The following is a 16,285-nucleotide window of genomic DNA, read 5'->3' as shown; positions in this document are numbered from 1 at the left end:
CAAATGACTGACACTTGGAAAGTCACGCTTCCCTGCACACGAGAGGAGGCAGATAGTCTTTCAGAGGATGGTTTCTTCATCAGCTCAACCGATAGCGTGCCAACTATCGTCACAAGGGAAGCCGATCCCAAGACTCCGGATGATTGGGTGATCGAAACTTATTGTGACAAGGAACCCGATCCTGTCTTCCTTGATAAAATTTGCGAACTATCTCCATCTGCAAAACTATCTGACACAGATCCGATGGTTGAGAAATTGGCAGACCAAGATTGGGTGTCGATGAGCCAAGCGGGTTTGGAGCCACTGCGTGCCGGTCGCTTTTATGTACATACGTCGAATAGTGCACCACTGGATGATAAAGCTGTCGTGAACATCTGCATTGATGCTGGCCAAGCCTTTGGCACGGGCCATCATGAAACCACGATGGGATGTTTGGAGAGCCTCGATCGATTGAAACGGTTGGGCCAAGGATTTGATAACATCATTGATGTTGGCACTGGAACGGGTTTGCTCGCTTTCGCAGCTCGCCATCTTTGGCCAACAGCCCAGATCATGGCCAGCGACATTGACCCTGTCGCAGTGCAAGTCAGCGCCGCCAATGCCGCTACCAACAATATTGCTGTTGGCTACGGTTATCGCGCGATCAAACTGGAAACCAGCAATGGCCTTGATCATCCGGCCATTGGTCGGCGTGCGCCTTTTGATCTGATTATAGCCAATATATTAGCGGGCCCATTAATTGCGCTCGCGCCTCAAATCGCCGCGGCTGCAGCACCTGATACAGTCTTGATTTTGGCTGGACTGTTAAAAACCCAACAACGGGATGTTGTCCATGCCTACATGCGGCAGGGATTTCGATTGCGTCATCGCCGTGTGGAAAATGAATGGCCCTGTCTGACTCTGGTCAAAGCCAAAGAATTTGGCCCAGCAAAGTCCTTGAAGATCAGCCGATCACCTCCTGCATCGGACTATTTTGGTGAATGTTGAGCCATCAAATAATGATAGCTTTGTCTGACTGCGCACTGGGATGTTGCTGCGTGCCACGGGTAAGAACGACGTCTCCCTTCACAATATCAGCAATAGCTATGTCAGGCATTTCTGCGATTTTCTCATAGACCGGTTTGAAATCGGTTTCGACCGTTACCCGCAGCAATTCGTCCAGACTGGGAATTACGAAATAATTCTGCTGAAAATCATCAATTCTATATTCGGTACGCAGCACCCGCTCGAGATCAAACATGATGCGATTGGGACTGTCGCTATCCAAAGCAAATACACTCTCACCGAAGCTGGAAACAATGCCGGCACCGTAAATACGCAGACCTTCCGGTTCCTGAATCAATCCGAATTCAACTGTGTACCAATAGAGTCGCGCAAGCTGTTTCAATGTTCCGAATTTGAGCGCCCGTAGTCCCCCTCGCCCATAGGCTTCCATATAATCGGCAAAACGCTGATCAGCGAGCATCGGAACATGACCGAAAACATCATGGAAAATGTCAGGTTCCTGCAGATAATCAAGTTGATCCGGTCGCCTGATAAAGTTGCCCGAAACAAAGCGCCGATTGGCGAGATGTTCAAAAAAAACATCGTCTGGAACAAGGCCCGGTACGGCCACTACTTGCCAACCCGTCGCATCCATCAATATCTGATTCAATTCGCCAAAGTCTGGTATACCAGGCTTCGAAAGGTGCAATATATCCACCCCATCCAGAAAAGCCTGTGCGGCACGGCCCGGCAGCATCTCGCGTTGACGCGCAAAAAGCGTGTCCCAAGTTGCATGTTCCTCTGCGCTGTAAGCAGACCAGTTCTGGTCGATTGTCCAGTCAGCATTTGCGTGCGCTGGCGGCTTGTCATAGACATGAGATTCTGGATCGGGGGCGGTCAACATAGGTCCACTCTACAGCAGAAAAGGTTTCAATGGCAACTTCTCGAATGAAATGGCCCAAGAGAATTGTTCGGAGCTTGATTGCCATAATCATGCTGTATCTCATCGCCGCCCTGTTCGGTAGTATATTGCCGGCCAATCAATTCTGGAAAAGCCCGGATGACGGCATAGAATTGTTCATAGAAACCAATGGCCTGCATACCGGTATCATCATGCCGATCCGCAGCGATGTCTATGATTGGAGCCATCTCGTTCGACCGGAACATCTCGATGACCCATCAGGATATGGTAGCCATATGCTGGTCGGATGGGGACATGCCGGCGTTTATCGCAACACGGAACATTGGAAAGACCTGCGATTCAGCGACGCGGCCAGCGCGATATTTGGCAGCGATGAGGTTCTTTTGCATATTTATCACCTTAATTACCCACAGGCTTATCCCCACTATCGCCGCAGTTTTAAGGTCAGCGAGGCTGAATATCGAAAGATCGTCGATGCAATAAAGGCACGGTTCGTTCTGGATCAGGGACAGCGCCCCATTCCGTCTCCCGGCTATGGTTCACGGGATTTGTTTTACCAAGCGCATGGCCACTACAATGCTTTCTACACCTGCAATAACTGGACAAGCGATGTTCTCCGCCAGGCCGGGATCCGAACGGGAATATGGACCCCTTTTCAGGGAGGCGTGATGCGATGGTTTTTGGAAGCGGAGATAGACAACTAGTCGCTTGAACCCAGAAGCGCACTCCAATCCCGCACCATGATTCTTCCATAACGGCGCTTTATGATGCCATCAGCTTCCAACTTTTCCAGAGCTTTGCCCAGCGAAATGCGCGATACACCAACTAATTCAGATAATTCCTGCTGTGTAACCGGTACTGCGACATCGCCATTTTCCTCGACGCGCAGCTGTAGCAACGCTTGTGCAACACGCTCAGTAGTTGAAAAATTTCGTCCCGCATTAATGACGTCAAAGGCTTGCTGAACCATATTGGCCATAGCTTTCAGCATGATACGTGCAACTTCCGAATCAGATTCAATAGCCGTCATTAAGTCCGCCTCACCGATCTCAATCAGCTTAACGTCGTTCCCTGCAATTGCATCTACCATGCGCGGGAAATCACCTAGAAAACCCTGCTCCCCAAAGCTTTCACCTGGTCCCAGCAACGCGAACAGAGTCAGCTTCCCATCAACCGAGTAACGACCAATTTGTACAATACCACTTTCGATAAACCAAAATTCTCGCGCGGTGTCGCCGCGCTGCAAAATCAATTCGCCTTTTTCATATCGACGGACACGCCCCTGTTCCAGCAAATGACTTCGCACATTTTCGGGCAGCAAGGACACAAACCCGGCAGCTGCAAAGGTCGATTTCATTTTTTGACGCGATTCACCCAATTGCAAACCTCTTAGCATTTAGAACAGCAGCTATCTGTTACAAACGAAACCAACGCAAGTAGTGTTTCCGCCAAAGGGCAAATGATGCGACCAGAAGTTTATGCGATTGCAGCCATTTTTGCCCTTTTTGGCGCGCTGGAACTGTTTCGCACCAAATTATTTGCAAAACCCGAGCAAAATTTTGACGACGCGATGGTTGAGATTATCGGTTCAGCAGTATTACTCGTCGCCACGCAACCGTTAATTATCATCTCTGCTCAATTTCTTATGGGTGCAGTGGCACCACAATGGGCTGGAGGGTTAGCGAACATTCCGCTTATCGCTGCGATTGGCTTGTTTCTTATTTTTGACGATATGACACAATATTGGATGCATCGTCTGTCACACCAGATTCCATTTCTCTATAATCTCCATCGGGCGCATCACAATGCGAAATATATGAGCATCCGATTGGTCTATCGGAACAATATTTTTTACTATCTGTTGATGCCGAGCATTTGGTGCTCAGGGATCCTAATCTATCTTGGCTTGGGCTGGGTCTATGTCGGATACATCATCGTCAAAATGGCAGTGATTGTGGGAGCACATAGCGATGTCGCATGGGATGCACCGCTCTACAAAATCAAATGGCTGTCACCCGTGATGTGGCTGGTGGAGAGAACCATCTCGACACCCGCGACCCACCATGCCCATCACGGACGCCATGTCGAAGACGGTGTGACAAACTATAAAGGTAATTACGGCAACCTCCTTTTCTTTTGGGATGTTTTGTTCGGAACAGCAAAAATCACACGCCGCTATCCCGATAGCTATGGCGTCGAAAATTTGGCGCCAGCAACGCTTGGCCAGCAACTCGCTTGGCCGATCTTCCCAGAGAATAAAACGGGAGGCTATGGCGTGAAAGAACTCGCAGCAAAGGAGACTGCCACGACGACCGGATAACGAGTTTGGGGTGGGGACCAGGGCGGCTGGCGGATTGGGGGAAACTCCGCCAGTCGCCCGGATTATTCCCCAGCTAACGGACCTACCGACCAGTTCGGGTGGGGCCAGGGCGGCTGACGTGCGGGGGTAAATCGTCAGTCGCCCCTTTTATTTGATCAACGTTTTGGCTATTTCCAACACAGGGTCATAACCGGCACGAAAAACATCCACGGTCAAAGGCACTGAGATATCAGGTCTAATGCCCTGCCCCGTATCAAAGCCTTTCAGATCATTATAGTAGCGGATCATGGGTATTCGCATGCGTACCTTGCTTTCAGGGACCGTCAGAGTGAACTGTAATCCTCCCGTAGCACCGTCCGGACTTCCACCGGTTTGTTGACCGACCAATATCGCCCGATCCTCTCCTTTCAACAGTGCAATAAGTGATGCACTGGCCGAACTGTTGCTGTCACTCGTCAAGACAACCAACTTACCGGTAAATCGATTTTTGGCGGGCTTTATTGGCTTAACCAAATCCTCGACGAAAGAGCGTAGCGAATAAGTTCCATCATCGTTTTTGCGAAATCCCAAAGCGTTAGGATTGATCGCTCGTTTGTCCCAAGTCCACAAATAGTCCTCCAGACCTTTATGATTGAGCGTTTTCACTCTCGCATCCGTTGCCAGTTTTACTGGCTTGTCGAACAGATAGGAGGTCAAGGCCTGTTGGGCATCGCTTGATCCACCACCGTTTTTTCGAAGATCGAGGATCAAATTTTCCCGGCCTTCCTCTTCAAGCGCATCAAATATGGGATCGAATAGCTCTCCAGGTTTCACCGGATCCCGATAGTTCACAAACGTATCCACTTTGAGATAGGCACTTTTCGAACCCAGTCGCTGAAACCCCACCGCATCTTTGAAGTTGGCGGCGGGTGCATCGACGGCAAGCTTGCCCAGCGCTGTCCATTTTTTGTGGATGACCCGTTTGACAGTCACGTCTCTTTTTGTACCGTCGCTGCCTACCACGGTGATGGCTGCAGACGATTCAATATCCCACAATAAGGCGCCGAAGTGATCGACTGCTCCGCCTCGAAACTCCAGCGATTCCGATATACCAGAACGCCTCGACCATTCGGTAAACCCATCCACGGGAATCAACGGAGCCACTTCTGCTATCATCTCGGCGATCGGACGGCCATCGATAGCCAGTATCTCATCGCCGCGACGAAGCCCGGTTTCGCCTGGCACGGTAACAATTGCCCGATCTTCGATCAGCGTCCAGCGCAGAGGCAGATAGACCGGAGTGATGTTACGCTCTTTCGCTAGCTGGTTCGGTAGCTCTGCCTTGGTATGATCACAGCGGATCAGGGTCAGCGCCTTTTGAATCTCCAAATAGAAATCACCAATGGTCATCCCTTTTTGGGCTACTGCCTTGGCTGCAATTGCTGCCCATGCTTCTTTCAATGTCTCCGCATCCGTGTAACGGGTATAGCCAGGATGGATACGCTCATAGGCTTGTTCGGCCAGTGCGACATCGCTCGCAACCTGTGCGGGCGTGAGCATCGTGGCTGCATCATAGTCCGGTTCGGGCGCTTGGTTGTTACTTTGCGCACAGCCCGCGCTGGGCATAGCCAAAGCGGTTGCGAAAGCGCCAGTGGCAATCATTTTTCTATAGATCATTCTAGTCTCCATCGGTGATTTTTCTCAGAGCGCCGGACATTTGGCCGGGGCATGAAAAACAGATGTTGGAAAATCACTTGGTCTGCGCCTCAATCACTGTATTGAGACCCCAAATACGGATTTTGAGACGTTTTAATTGGCTGGATTACGACGATAATCGGTCGGAGTCATACCGGCCATTTCCTTGAAAACCCTATTAAAACTTGCCTTACTGTTAAAACCGGAGGCGAAAGCCACTTGGATCAGGTTTTCATCCGTCCTGCCGAGCAGATCCTTGGCATGATCAACGCGCAGGCCATTGATAAATGCATTAAAGGTCAAACCAAGGCCTTGATTCAAGGAACGCGAAATATAGCTTTCATTGCTCGCCTGACGTGATGCAACATCGCGGATATTCAATCGCGGTTCGAGATACCATTGTTCCTGCCGCACTTTCCGTTCCAGGGCGTTTCCTTCCGCTGCCCAATCCCGCTGTTCCGATTCTCTGGAAAACGCACCCAGCGCATTGCTGATCTTCGGAAAGGGCTCGCGTATCGAGGATAGCGCGTCCAGCCCAGCCCCGGCGACGATCAGCATGATCGTCAACTGAAAGGGATATTCCTGGTTATAGCTTAGCGGGACGATGGCCACATCGACAATTTCGATCAACATCCACAGGAAAATCGCAACAGACGCGACAATGAACAATCGTGAAATCCAACGCGGATCAAAATCGGATGCCGCCGACTGGGTGGTCTGCAAATAGGTGCGATAGCGCCTCATCAAGCGAACGACGGCAATTGCCGTCAAGATAGTCAACATGATCGCCAGAAAAGTCTCAAATCGCACCACATAGGGTTCATGAAACGCCGCGTTATAGGCCCATTTGGTTTTGTAATCGCCCAGAGCGGTAAACGCCCAAATATAATACACCGTCTGGATTAATCCCGGCAGCAGCAAATATTTCCGCCAGCCCAGCGGCCCGCCATGCATGAGGCAATAGGCATGGAGATAAAATAGCGGCGCGATCCAAAGTTTCGTGTTGAACGGGAAGAAGGTAAGCCCCGGCCAGACGTCATAAAAGCCCGCATAGCCAATAATCTGCGGTGTGAGCGTGAAGGCTATGGCGAACAGTGTCGCCGCGAGAAACAGACTTGCCCGCCGTTCCACATTGCGAACCAGCAAGAATATCATACTGGCATAAACCGGCAGGGCCGCCGCAAGCATCAGCGCACTGCGCCACCCGATATCGATATTTGCCGGGTCCCCCATTTACCGACTAGTCCTGATAGTCAGGTTTCTTGCGGGTCAAGGGATAAGCGAACTGCTTCAAATAGCCCTTCGGCACATCTTCCGGAATTCCATAATTTTGCGGCCATTTGGATGGCGGCAGATAGAAAGTTCCAAAAAGCTTGTCGATCCAGGGAAAGTGGATCGCAAAGTTCACATCAAATGCTTCCCGCTCCAATCCGTGATGCCAATGATGAAAACGCGGGGTTGCGATCCAGTGGCCCAGCCAGTTGAAATCACCCTTGATGTTCGCGTGCAGCAGAGACGAGTATATGTACACGAAAGCGATGTAAGCCTGAAGCACCGACGGGCTGAAGCCCAATGTCATCATTGGCAGCGAGGTGATGCCGCGCAGTAATATGATCTCGATAAAATGCATCCGCGCACCCGCGAGCCAATCCATCGACTTGGCCGAATGGTGCACCGCGTGAAAGCCCCAAAGAAACGGCCATCGGTGGAAGGTCCGGTGAAAGAAATATTGCACCAGATCGGTCAGCACCAAGACGATCAGGAACTGCAAGATCCAAGGGATAGAGGCAACCATCGCCCGGAATGCATCCCAGCTATTGGTATTGGCAACCACGACATTAGACGGGGCCAGCGCCAGAAAGGTCAAGGCCTGCACCATCATCGAACTGATCAGATAGTAGAACAGATCCTCTCGCCATTCGATACGGAACAGACGCTGCGATCGTTTGTGCGGCAATATCCGCTCCAGCGGCGCAAACATCAGGCCAGTGGCCACCATGTTGACGATGAAGAAATCGAGACCAAAGAAAATCCCCCAGCTTCTGGTATCCTCCGGCTGCACATTGGCGCCGCCGAGAAACGCAGCGGTTATGCCAATAGCAAGAGCAAAAAAGCCGAGAGACTTGCGCGGGCGGAGCAGCAGGCTCAGCAGCGCCAGCGCATAAGATCCCAGTAGCAATAGGTGAACCGCTCCGCGAAAACCGGTCCAGTCCTTCACCGCCTGCAACTCGGGCGTGGCGAACCATTCGGGAAAGCGGAGCGCGACCACCATGCCTAGTCCTGCTATTGCCATTACAACCGCAAAAAAGCCGGCCAGCCAACCGCTGCCGAAACGGCGCACTTCGGGCGGCGCCTCCAGATCCTTGGCGAGCTGCTTCAATATTCCCTGTTTCTTCGCCATATATGGTCCCCGCAAATTTCGGTTTATCCGGCCGCCTTCACAATTTCCGCCCATCCCGCTTCATCGATCACTTCAATGCCGAGTTCGGCGGCCTTTTTCATTTTTGATCCCGCACCGGGTCCGGCGACAAGCAAGTCAGTCTTTGCGCTGACGGAACCCGAAGCCTTGGCGCCCAAAGCCTCGGCCTGCGCTTTGGCTTCATCTCGGCTCATAGTTTCCAGCTTGCCCGTAAAGACAACGGTTTTCCCGGCCACAGCGCTATCCCGTGTTTCCACGATATAGTCCGGCGGTGTCACTTCGCCGAGCAAATCCTCCCAGACGGTACGATTATGCGGCTCATGGAAGAAATCGGCCAGCGCCTGTGCCACCGTCGGTCCTACGCCGTCAATCGCGGTTATCTCTTCACGGACCGCTTCGTCCTCACGCGCCGCCATCCCGATTTCGGCGAGTTTTGGTAGCGTGGTGAAATTTTTCATCAGGTCGCGCGCCGTCACCGCGCCGATATGGCGGATACCCAAACCAAATAGCAGGCGTGCCGCATCGGCGGACCGTTTCTTTTCCACAGCAGCCAACAGATTATCCACAGACTTTTCCTGCCAGCCGTCACGCGCCAATATGGCATCGCGATGCTGGTGCAGCCGGAAAATATCAGCGGGACTTTCGACAAACCCGGCGTCGATAAATTCCGCGATGCTCTTCTCCCCCAAACCATCAATATCCAGCGCTGCCCGGGACACGAAATGCACCAGTCGCTGAAACCGCTGTGCCGGGCAGATCAAACCGCCGGTGCAGCGGACATCCACTTCGCCCTCTTCCGCCACCGCCTCGCTGTTACATTCGGGGCAATGGTCCGGAAACATATAAGGTTCAAGCTCTTCATCGCGCGTGAGATTTTCCGCGACTTGCGGTATCACGTCGCCAGCACGCTGAACCAGCACGCGATCACCGGGACGGACGCCGAGCCGCTCAATCTCTTCGCGATTATGCAGCGTCACATTGGACACCACAACGCCGCCGACTGTTACCGGTTTCAAGCGGCCTACCGGGGTAAGCTTCCCCGTGCGTCCGACTTGAATATCGATGCTTTCAAGTGTCGTCTGCGCTTGCTCCGCCGGAAATTTATGTGCCAGCGCCCAGCGCGGCGCTTTGGCAACAAAACCCAGGCGCTGCTGCCAGTCGAGCCGGTCAACCTTATAGACGACCCCATCAATATCATAAGGCAGATCGGCCCGTTCGGTTTCGATATGGCGGTAGTGATCGAGCATTTGGTCCAGCGTTTCAAACCGTTTGACCAGCGGCGATAGCGGCAGGCCCCATTCTGCAATTGCCGCCATGACGTCAAAGGCGGTTTCACCAGGCAAGGCGCTCGCGACACCCCAGCCATGCGCCCAGAATTTTAGCGGGCGCTTGGCAATGATATTCGCATCCTTCTGCCGCAACGAACCTGCCGCAGCATTACGCGGATTGGCAAACTGCCGGATTTTCTCAGGATCGAAATCCACATTCTTAGCCGCCGCATCGGCCTTGCCCTCATCCATCAGGCGCGTGTTAAGGCCATCAAAATCGCTCTTGGCCATATAGACCTCACCGCGAATTTCGAAGACATCCGGTGCTTCGCCCGCGAGTGCCTGAGGAATATCGGCGATCATCCGCACGTTGGCGGTCACATCCTCGCCAATCTGGCCATCACCGCGTGTTGCCGCCAGCACCAGTTTGCCTTTCTCGTAACGTAGCGAGCAGGACAGACCATCAATCTTGTCCTCCGCCGTCACCGCCACCGGTTCGCTCTCTGGCAGGTTCAAAAACCGCCGCACCCGCGCCAGCCATTCGGCGATGTCCTCATCCGAAAAGCCATTGTCGAGGCTCATCATCCGCTGTTCATGCGCCACCTTGGAAAGCGGTGATGCTGCCACGGCCGCACCAACGAGCTTGTTAGGACTGTCCTCGCGCACCAGATGCGGGAAAGCCTCTTCCAGCTCGTTATTGCGCCGCACCAGCGCATCATAATCCGCATCGGAAATTTCCGGCGTGTCTTCGGCGTGGTAAAGTTTGTTATGCTTGGCGATGACCTTCGCCAGACGCATGAGTTCATTGGCGGCTTCTGCTTCGGAAATACTATTCACTAGACCCCCTCCAGCAAACGATCCGCTTGCGCCCTCGCCTCGTCGGTCACGTCCGCGCCTGACAGCATCCGTGCAATTTCCTGCCGCCGCCCCTCATCATCCAACGCGTTGACATCGGTCCGCGACACCGTGCCATTGGAACTTTTGTTGATCAGCATATGGGCGTTGCCCTTGGAGGCCACTTGCGGGCTGTGGGTCACTACCAGCAATTGCGCGCTGCCCGACAGACGGGAGAGCCGGTCGCCAATGGCGGATGCCACCGCACCACCAACACCACGATCAACTTCGTCAAAGATGATAGTCTTGGCGCCACCCTCTTCGGCCAAAGCCACCTTCAAGGCCAGAATGAACCGCGACAATTCGCCGCCAGATGCGATCTTGCCGAGCGCTGCCAGCGGTGCGCCGGGATTGGTCGATATCAGGAATTCAATCCGGTCCATGCCATTGGCACCCCAGCGCTCTTCTTCGAGCGGCTCGAGCAGGGTTTCAAATCGCGCGGCATCCAGTTTCAGCGGCACCAGCTCACCAGCCACGGCCTTGTCGAGCGATTTAGCCGCCTTGGTCCGTTTCAACCGCAGCGTCTCCGCCGCATCCACATAAGCTTGCCGGGCGGCTTTCACATTTGCTTCCAACGTAGCCAGCGACTTCCCGCCGTCGCTGATAGCAGCCAGCCGGGTTTCCAGGTCGATCAGTAACTGCGGCAAAGCATCGCCCTCGACCCGATGCTTGCGCGCCAGGGCACGCAGATCAAAGAGCCGCGTTTCCATATCGTCAAGCCGCTGCGGATCAAAAGTAAGCGCGTGGGCCGCGTCATTCAGCTTTTCTTCCGCCTCGCTCGCTTCGATCACCGCACGATCAATCGCCTGCAGCGCTTCCGCCAGCAACGGATGATCTTCAGAAATCCGGTCCAGCCGCCGCGCCGCGGCTCTGAGAGATGCCAGACCACCGTTCGATCCATCAAAGGCCGCCCGGATCGCCTCAAGGTCACCGGTCAGCTTCTCGCCCTTCATCATCGTCGCGCGTTCGAGAGCCAGCTCCTGCTCTTCCCCCGGCTGCGGCGCGAATTTGGAGAGCTCCGTGACGCTATGCTCCAGATATTCACGATCCTGTTCGGCTGTCTCCTGATCACTCAACGCCTTCTCCAGCGCCGCTTTCGCTGCCTGCCAGCCCTCAAAAGCCTGTCTCACCTTCGCGCCGTCCGCACTGGCATAGGTATCGAGCAAAGCGCGATGCCCCTTGGGATTGATGAGCCCACGATCGTCATGCTGCCCGTGAATTTCGATGAGCCTGCTGCCCAATTCCCGAAGCAAGGTCGCAGAACAGGGTTGATCATTCACAAAAGCCCGACTGCCGCCATCGGCCTTGACCGACCGCTTTATGATCAGAGGCTCGCCAGGTTCGACGTCAATATCATTGTCTTGGAGGTACAAAGCCAGCTTGCTATCTGCTGCGGGGGCGTCAAAACTCGCCGTTACCTGTGCCTTTTGCGTCCCTTGCCGGACCAAACCGCTATCCGCCCGGTTGCCAAGCGCGAGGCCTAGCGAATCCAGCAGGATCGATTTACCGGCGCCGGTTTCGCCCGTCAGCACCGATAGGCCCGACCCGAATTCCAGGTCCAGCGCCTCAATAAGAACAATGTCACGAATGGATAAGGACTGCAGCACAGCCCTCTCTTAAATCACGTTTATCTTAGCTGCAACGCCCCATGGCCATGGACCGCGGCAATTTACATGGAATCAGGTTGCACCATGTTTGTTGACCAGATCATAGGCCCGCTCATACCATTTCGAACCGGGATAGTTTGCCCCCAGAACGGCGGCACTTTTCTTGGCTTCTGCAGGAATGCCGAGCGCCAAATAGGATTCCGTCAACCGCATCAAAGCCTCTGGCGAGTGGGTTGTGGTCTCATATTTGTCGATCACGGTGCGAAAACGGATTGTTGCTGCCAGCCATTTACCGCGACGCTGGTAAAAACGGCCAATCTCCATTTCCTTGCCTGCTAGATGGTCATTGACCAGATCCATCTTCAACAGAGCATCTGCAGCATAGCGCGTATTCGGGTAGCGGCGCGCCACTTCACCCAGGGTTGCCAATGCTTGCTCGGTAATTTTCTGATCCCGCGTCACATCGCTGATCTGCTCGTAATAGCTAAGCGCGATCAGATAATAGGCATAAGGCGCGTCTTTGTTACCGGGATGAATCGACAGGAAACGCTGCGATGATTCGATGGCCTTGTTATAGTCACCGGCGACATAATAGCTAAACGCGCTCATTTGCTGTGCACGGCGGGCCCATGGGGAATAGGGATGTTGACGCTCAACCTCATCAAATAAGGCAGCCGCAAGCTTATATTGCCCGCGGTCGAGCCGGTCTTTTGCAGCGTTGTAAAGCGTGTTCACGTCGCGTGCGACATAGCGCGTATCTGCACCAGCATTGCCGCCGCCGCCAAATGCTGCACAAGCCGAGAGTGTGGTAACCGAGAGGCCCAACAGAGCCGATTTGATGATCATGTTTTTCATAACACTTCCCTTAACCACTAATCCCCTGCCCGCCAATAGCCTAATTATCGGCACAGTCTATTGAGGAGCGGCATAACCGCCCCTTGATATCTGCACGATGAACAGTCAGAATAAAATCATGACCACGCCCCCAAAAAGCCCGCCATCCCCTCCCTCTCAAAATAACAGCGGTGTTCCTACCGTCGATGGAGCGGATCCCTATCAACGCGAAGAACAAACTTTCCCGACTCTGAAAGAGAGCCATCTCGACCGCATTCAATCCTTCTGTGCAAAGGAAACGGTGAAAGACGGTGCATTGCTGTTTGAGAGGGGACAAAGAAGCGTCGATTTTTTCATCATATTATCGGGTGCAGTCGAGATTTTCGATACAGATGATCAGGGCAATGCCAATGTCTTTACCGTTCATCGCAAAAACCAGTTTACCGGTGAGCTTGATCTGTTCAACGATCGCGAAATCCTGGTCAGCGGACGCGCGTCCGGCGTGACAGAGGTTCTTCGCTTCAAGCGCGCCGATTTTCGCCGGATGGTTGTGGCAGAACCGGATATTGGGGAAATCATCATGCGGGCGTTCATTCTGCGCCGCGTGGGGTTGATCCAGCATATACAGGGCGGTGTCACGGTAATCGGCCGTAAACAGGATGCCCTGACGCTCCAGATTGACCGGTTCCTGACCCGGAACGGGTATCCGCATCGGATGCTGGATATTGATGAAGATGAGGATAGCGCCAGTGCGATGGAAGGGTTCAGCATAGATCGCGGTGATCTGCCCGTTGTCATTTTGCCGGATGGGCAGCTGGTAAAGGCACCTACGGACAAGGAGCTTGCTGATGCTCTGGGTCTGACCGAGGAACTGCGTCCGGACCATCTTTATGATTTGGCAGTGATCGGCGCGGGCCCATCCGGTCTGGCTGCCGCAGTTTATGGCGCTTCTGAAGGGCTGGAAACCATCATCGTCGAAAAGCTCGCGCCGGGCGGCCAGGCCGGGACAAGCTCTAAAATTGAGAATTATCTGGGCTTTCCCACCGGGATTTCCGGTCAGGCTCTGGCTGGACGCGCCCAGATACAGGCGCAGAAATTCGGTGCAAAGCTGGCCATTTCACGAAATGCGACAGGGCTCGATTGCGACGGAGACTATAACAAGATCATTCTGGAAGGCGATGAGGCCATCTGCGCACGGGCCCTGGTCATTGCGACAGGCGCCAGTTACCGCAAGCTGAATCTCGAAAATGATGAGAAGTTTGAAGGCCAGGGCATTCACTACGCCGCTACACCCATGGAAGCGAAGCTATGCCAGAATGAGGAAGTCGCGGTTATCGGTGGTGGAAACAGTGCTGGACAAGCAGCCATGTTCCTCTCCCAGACCGCAAAACATGTGCACCTGCTGATCCGCAGCAACAGTCTGGCCGCCAGCATGTCGAGCTATCTTATCGATCGTCTCGAAGCCTCACCGAAAGTCACGATACGGTTCGGAACGGCGATCACGGAACTGATCGGTGAAAACCATCTGGAATCCCTGCGCTGGAAAGGACCGGAAGGTATTGAGGACAGGGATATCCGCAATGTCTTCGTCATGATCGGCGCGGTTCCCAATACCGGTTGGATTGGCGACTGCCTACAATTGGATGGCTGCGGCTTCATACGCACAGGTAGTGACTGTAAAGGCGAACCAACTGACAGCCCCTATATGACCAGTCGCGCCGGTGTTGTTGCCGTCGGCGATGTGCGATCCGGTTCGGTCAAGCGGGTCGCATCGGGCGTCGGCGAAGGCTCTGTGGTTATTCAGGCTGTGCACAAATATCTGTCCGATCAGAAAGAGGCCGAAATGCAGCGGGCCGAAGCCCAAACTGAAATGGCGTGACAACCGCGCTTCCCGCTCCCTGCGATGAAAGTCTGGGCTTTCAGGCGGCGGAACAGGATTGCACGCACAAAACCGGTGTTCTGGTTGCAACCATTGCCGGCTCAAGCCTCGCCTTTGTTATGGGCTCGATTGTCAATGTCGCCCTGCCGTCCATGCAGGCGGAATTTGCTACCGATGCGCAGGGCGCTCAGTGGATCATCAACAGCTATCTTTTGCCCGTTGGAGCGCTGATTCTCCTCGGCGGAGCGCTCGGCGACAAATATGGCCGTAAATTGATGTTCCAGACCGGCCTTATCTTGTTCACCCTAGCCACTCTGGCTTGTGCTTTCGCACCCAATCTCGACCTGTTGCTCGCCATGCGCGCGATTCAGGGCATAGGAGCAGCCCTGCTCGCCCCGAATAGTCTGGCCATCATCTCGACCAGTTTTAGTGAGAGCGAACGCGGGAAAGCCATCGGCACATGGGCTGGAATGGGCGCTTTTGCGGGCGCCATTGCGCCAGTCATCGGCGGTTGGGCCATTGATTTGGCAAACTGGCGCTGGGCCTTCGCGATCATCATTCCGCTGGCCATCATTGCCTTGGTGATCGGTCAGCGAGCGATTACGGAGAATCGCGACCGGGAAACGGATGGCTATCCCTTAGACTGGACCGGAGCTGTTCTTGTCACCATCGGGCTGGGACTGCTGGTCTGGACACTAACGGTGCTTCCCGATGGCACCACGCCGGATGGTGCCAAGTGGCTTTCCGGTGGTCTGGCTATATCCGCCATAATTTTGTTTCTGCTGGTTGAAAAGCGCAAGAATGACAAGGCGATGGTCCCCCTGCATTTGTTCAACACCGCCAGTTTCGCTGGCATTTCGATGCTGACACTATTCCTGTACGCCGCGCTCGGCGGTTTGCTGGTATTATTGCCTTTCATGCTAATCAATGCAGGTGGCTATACGGCGACGGAGACCGGATTTGCGATCCTCCCTTTTCCGCTGACCATGGCGCTGCTTTCGCGCTATGCCGGTGGCCTGAGTGACCGCTTTGGTGTGCGGACAATATTGACGATCGGCCCAGCGATAGTCGCTGCCGGTTTCTTCTATTTCAGCCTGCTGAGCGGCACGGAAATCAACTATTGGCGTGATATATTGCCGGCGCTGATGATCATCGCTTTGGGCATGACGGCCAGTGTCGCACCCCTGACGACCGCGGTCATGGCGAGTGTCGATGACCGGCATGGCGGCACGGCTTCGGGGATCAACAATGCGATATCCCGGTCCGCCGGATTGATCGCGACGGCGCTGCTGGGTTTCGTATTGGTCGGTGATGATAGCGGCAATGGCGCTTTAGTGGCTGGCTTTGCCAGTGCGGCATGGGTTGGCGCGCTATTGGCACTGGTCAGTGCCATTGCGGCTTGGTTTCTAATCCGCCTGAAAACGACACCCAAAAAGCAGCCCGCCTCATAAAAAAGGGCCCCGCTTTCGCAGAGCCCTTTTCAT

Annotated in this window: 13 protein-coding genes; 5 read left to right on the top strand and 8 right to left on the bottom strand. The window is 54.0% G+C overall.

Features of this window, described 5'->3' with window-relative positions:
• The first annotated feature begins 3 nt into the window (after positions 1–3).
• Complete coding sequence (locus tag BS29_RS06880) at positions 4–987, top strand: 50S ribosomal protein L11 methyltransferase (protein WP_229956464.1); 984 nt, start codon at positions 4–6, stop codon at positions 985–987.
• 4 nt (positions 988–991) lie between these two features.
• On the opposite strand, the gene phhA is transcribed toward BS29_RS06880, so the two are convergent.
• Complete coding sequence (phhA, locus tag BS29_RS06875; protein WP_229956463.1) at positions 992–1,888, bottom strand: phenylalanine 4-monooxygenase; 897 nt, start codon at positions 1,886–1,888, stop codon at positions 992–994.
• A gap of 89 nt (positions 1,889–1,977) precedes the next feature.
• Here phhA and BS29_RS06870 point away from each other — a divergent pair, with 89 nt between their 5' ends.
• Positions 1,978–2,610: a TIGR02117 family protein gene (locus BS29_RS06870; protein ID WP_229956462.1), complete on the top strand. Its 633-nt coding sequence runs from the start codon at positions 1,978–1,980 to the stop codon at positions 2,608–2,610.
• Here BS29_RS06870 and BS29_RS06865 read toward each other — a convergent pair.
• A complete protein-coding gene (locus BS29_RS06865; protein ID WP_229956461.1) occupies positions 2,607–3,284 on the bottom strand; it encodes a Crp/Fnr family transcriptional regulator in 678 nt (225 codons plus the stop codon). The genes BS29_RS06870 and BS29_RS06865 overlap by 4 nt on opposite strands.
• A gap of 81 nt (positions 3,285–3,365) precedes the next feature.
• Here BS29_RS06865 and BS29_RS06860 point away from each other — a divergent pair, with 81 nt between their 5' ends.
• Complete coding sequence (locus BS29_RS06860) at positions 3,366–4,226, top strand: sterol desaturase family protein (protein ID WP_229956460.1); 861 nt, start codon at positions 3,366–3,368, stop codon at positions 4,224–4,226.
• 147 nt (positions 4,227–4,373) lie between these two features.
• Here BS29_RS06860 and BS29_RS06855 read toward each other — a convergent pair whose 3' ends face one another.
• From BS29_RS06855 to BS29_RS06830, 6 genes are all read right to left on the bottom strand, one after another.
• Positions 4,374–5,882, bottom strand: coding sequence for a S41 family peptidase (locus BS29_RS06855; RefSeq protein WP_229956459.1), 1,509 nt, complete (start codon positions 5,880–5,882; stop codon positions 4,374–4,376).
• Between the two features lie 132 nt (positions 5,883–6,014).
• Positions 6,015–7,133, bottom strand: coding sequence for a helix-turn-helix domain-containing protein (locus BS29_RS06850; protein ID WP_229956458.1), 1,119 nt, complete (start codon positions 7,131–7,133; stop codon positions 6,015–6,017).
• 7 nt (positions 7,134–7,140) lie between these two features.
• Positions 7,141–8,301 carry a sterol desaturase family protein gene (locus BS29_RS06845; protein WP_229956457.1) on the bottom strand — a complete coding sequence of 387 codons (1,161 nt, stop codon included), beginning with the start codon at positions 8,299–8,301 and terminating at the stop codon, positions 7,141–7,143.
• A 23-nt stretch (positions 8,302–8,324) separates the two neighbouring features.
• On the bottom strand, positions 8,325–10,385 hold the full coding sequence (ligA, locus tag BS29_RS06840; protein ID WP_229956808.1) for an NAD-dependent DNA ligase LigA: 2,061 nt from the start codon (positions 10,383–10,385) through the stop codon (positions 8,325–8,327).
• Between the two features lie 38 nt (positions 10,386–10,423).
• Entirely contained in the window at positions 10,424–12,088 is a 1,665-nt protein-coding gene (gene recN, locus BS29_RS06835; protein WP_229956456.1) for a DNA repair protein RecN, read from the bottom strand.
• A gap of 72 nt (positions 12,089–12,160) precedes the next feature.
• Positions 12,161–12,934 (bottom strand): outer membrane protein assembly factor BamD, encoded by a 774-nt coding sequence (locus BS29_RS06830; RefSeq protein WP_229956807.1) that lies wholly within the window; start codon positions 12,932–12,934, stop codon positions 12,161–12,163.
• 127 nt (positions 12,935–13,061) lie between these two features.
• Here BS29_RS06830 and BS29_RS06825 point away from each other — a divergent pair, with 127 nt between their 5' ends.
• Together BS29_RS06825 and BS29_RS06820 are read left to right on the top strand one after the other, a co-directional pair.
• The gene (locus BS29_RS06825; protein ID WP_229956455.1) at positions 13,062–14,801 is read left to right on the top strand and encodes an FAD-dependent oxidoreductase; all 1,740 of its coding nucleotides are present in this window, start codon (positions 13,062–13,064) and stop codon (positions 14,799–14,801) included.
• Positions 14,798–16,252 (top strand): MFS transporter, encoded by a 1,455-nt coding sequence (locus BS29_RS06820; RefSeq protein WP_229956454.1) that lies wholly within the window; start codon positions 14,798–14,800, stop codon positions 16,250–16,252. The genes BS29_RS06825 and BS29_RS06820 overlap by 4 nt, the downstream gene beginning before the upstream one ends.
• Positions 16,253–16,285: the final 33 nt, after the last annotated feature.

The organism is Parasphingorhabdus litoris DSM 22379, assembly GCF_020906275.1.
In the GTDB taxonomy this organism is placed as follows: domain Bacteria; phylum Pseudomonadota; class Alphaproteobacteria; order Sphingomonadales; family Sphingomonadaceae; genus Parasphingorhabdus; species Parasphingorhabdus litoris.
Note: the sequence above shows the minus strand (reverse complement) of the source record. Positions and strands in the feature narration are given on the sequence as shown.

Bases quoted from the DNA above. Each gene is read 5' to 3' on its own strand.
- BS29_RS06860 (WP_229956460.1), top strand. From the start codon at position 3,366: ATGATGCGACCAGAAGTTTATGCGATTGCAGCCATTTTTGCCCTTTTT.
- BS29_RS06825 (WP_229956455.1), top strand. From the start codon at position 13,062: ATGACCACGCCCCCAAAAAGCCCGCCATCCCCTCCCTCTCAAAATAAC.
- ligA (WP_229956808.1), bottom strand. From the start codon at position 10,385: ATGCGTCTGGCGAAGGTCATCGCCAAGCATAACAAACTTTACCACGCC.
- BS29_RS06850 (WP_229956458.1), bottom strand. From the start codon at position 7,133: ATGGGGGACCCGGCAAATATCGATATCGGGTGGCGCAGTGCGCTGATG.
- BS29_RS06830 (WP_229956807.1), bottom strand. From the start codon at position 12,934: ATGATCATCAAATCGGCTCTGTTGGGCCTCTCGGTTACCACACTCTCG.
- phhA (WP_229956463.1), bottom strand. From the start codon at position 1,888: ATGTTGACCGCCCCCGATCCAGAATCTCATGTCTATGACAAGCCGCCA.
- BS29_RS06845 (WP_229956457.1), bottom strand. From the start codon at position 8,301: ATGGCGAAGAAACAGGGAATATTGAAGCAGCTCGCCAAGGATCTGGAG.
- BS29_RS06870 (WP_229956462.1), top strand. From the start codon at position 1,978: ATGCTGTATCTCATCGCCGCCCTGTTCGGTAGTATATTGCCGGCCAAT.
- BS29_RS06880 (WP_229956464.1), top strand. From the start codon at position 4: ATGACTGACACTTGGAAAGTCACGCTTCCCTGCACACGAGAGGAGGCA.
- BS29_RS06855 (WP_229956459.1), bottom strand. From the start codon at position 5,882: ATGATCTATAGAAAAATGATTGCCACTGGCGCTTTCGCAACCGCTTTG.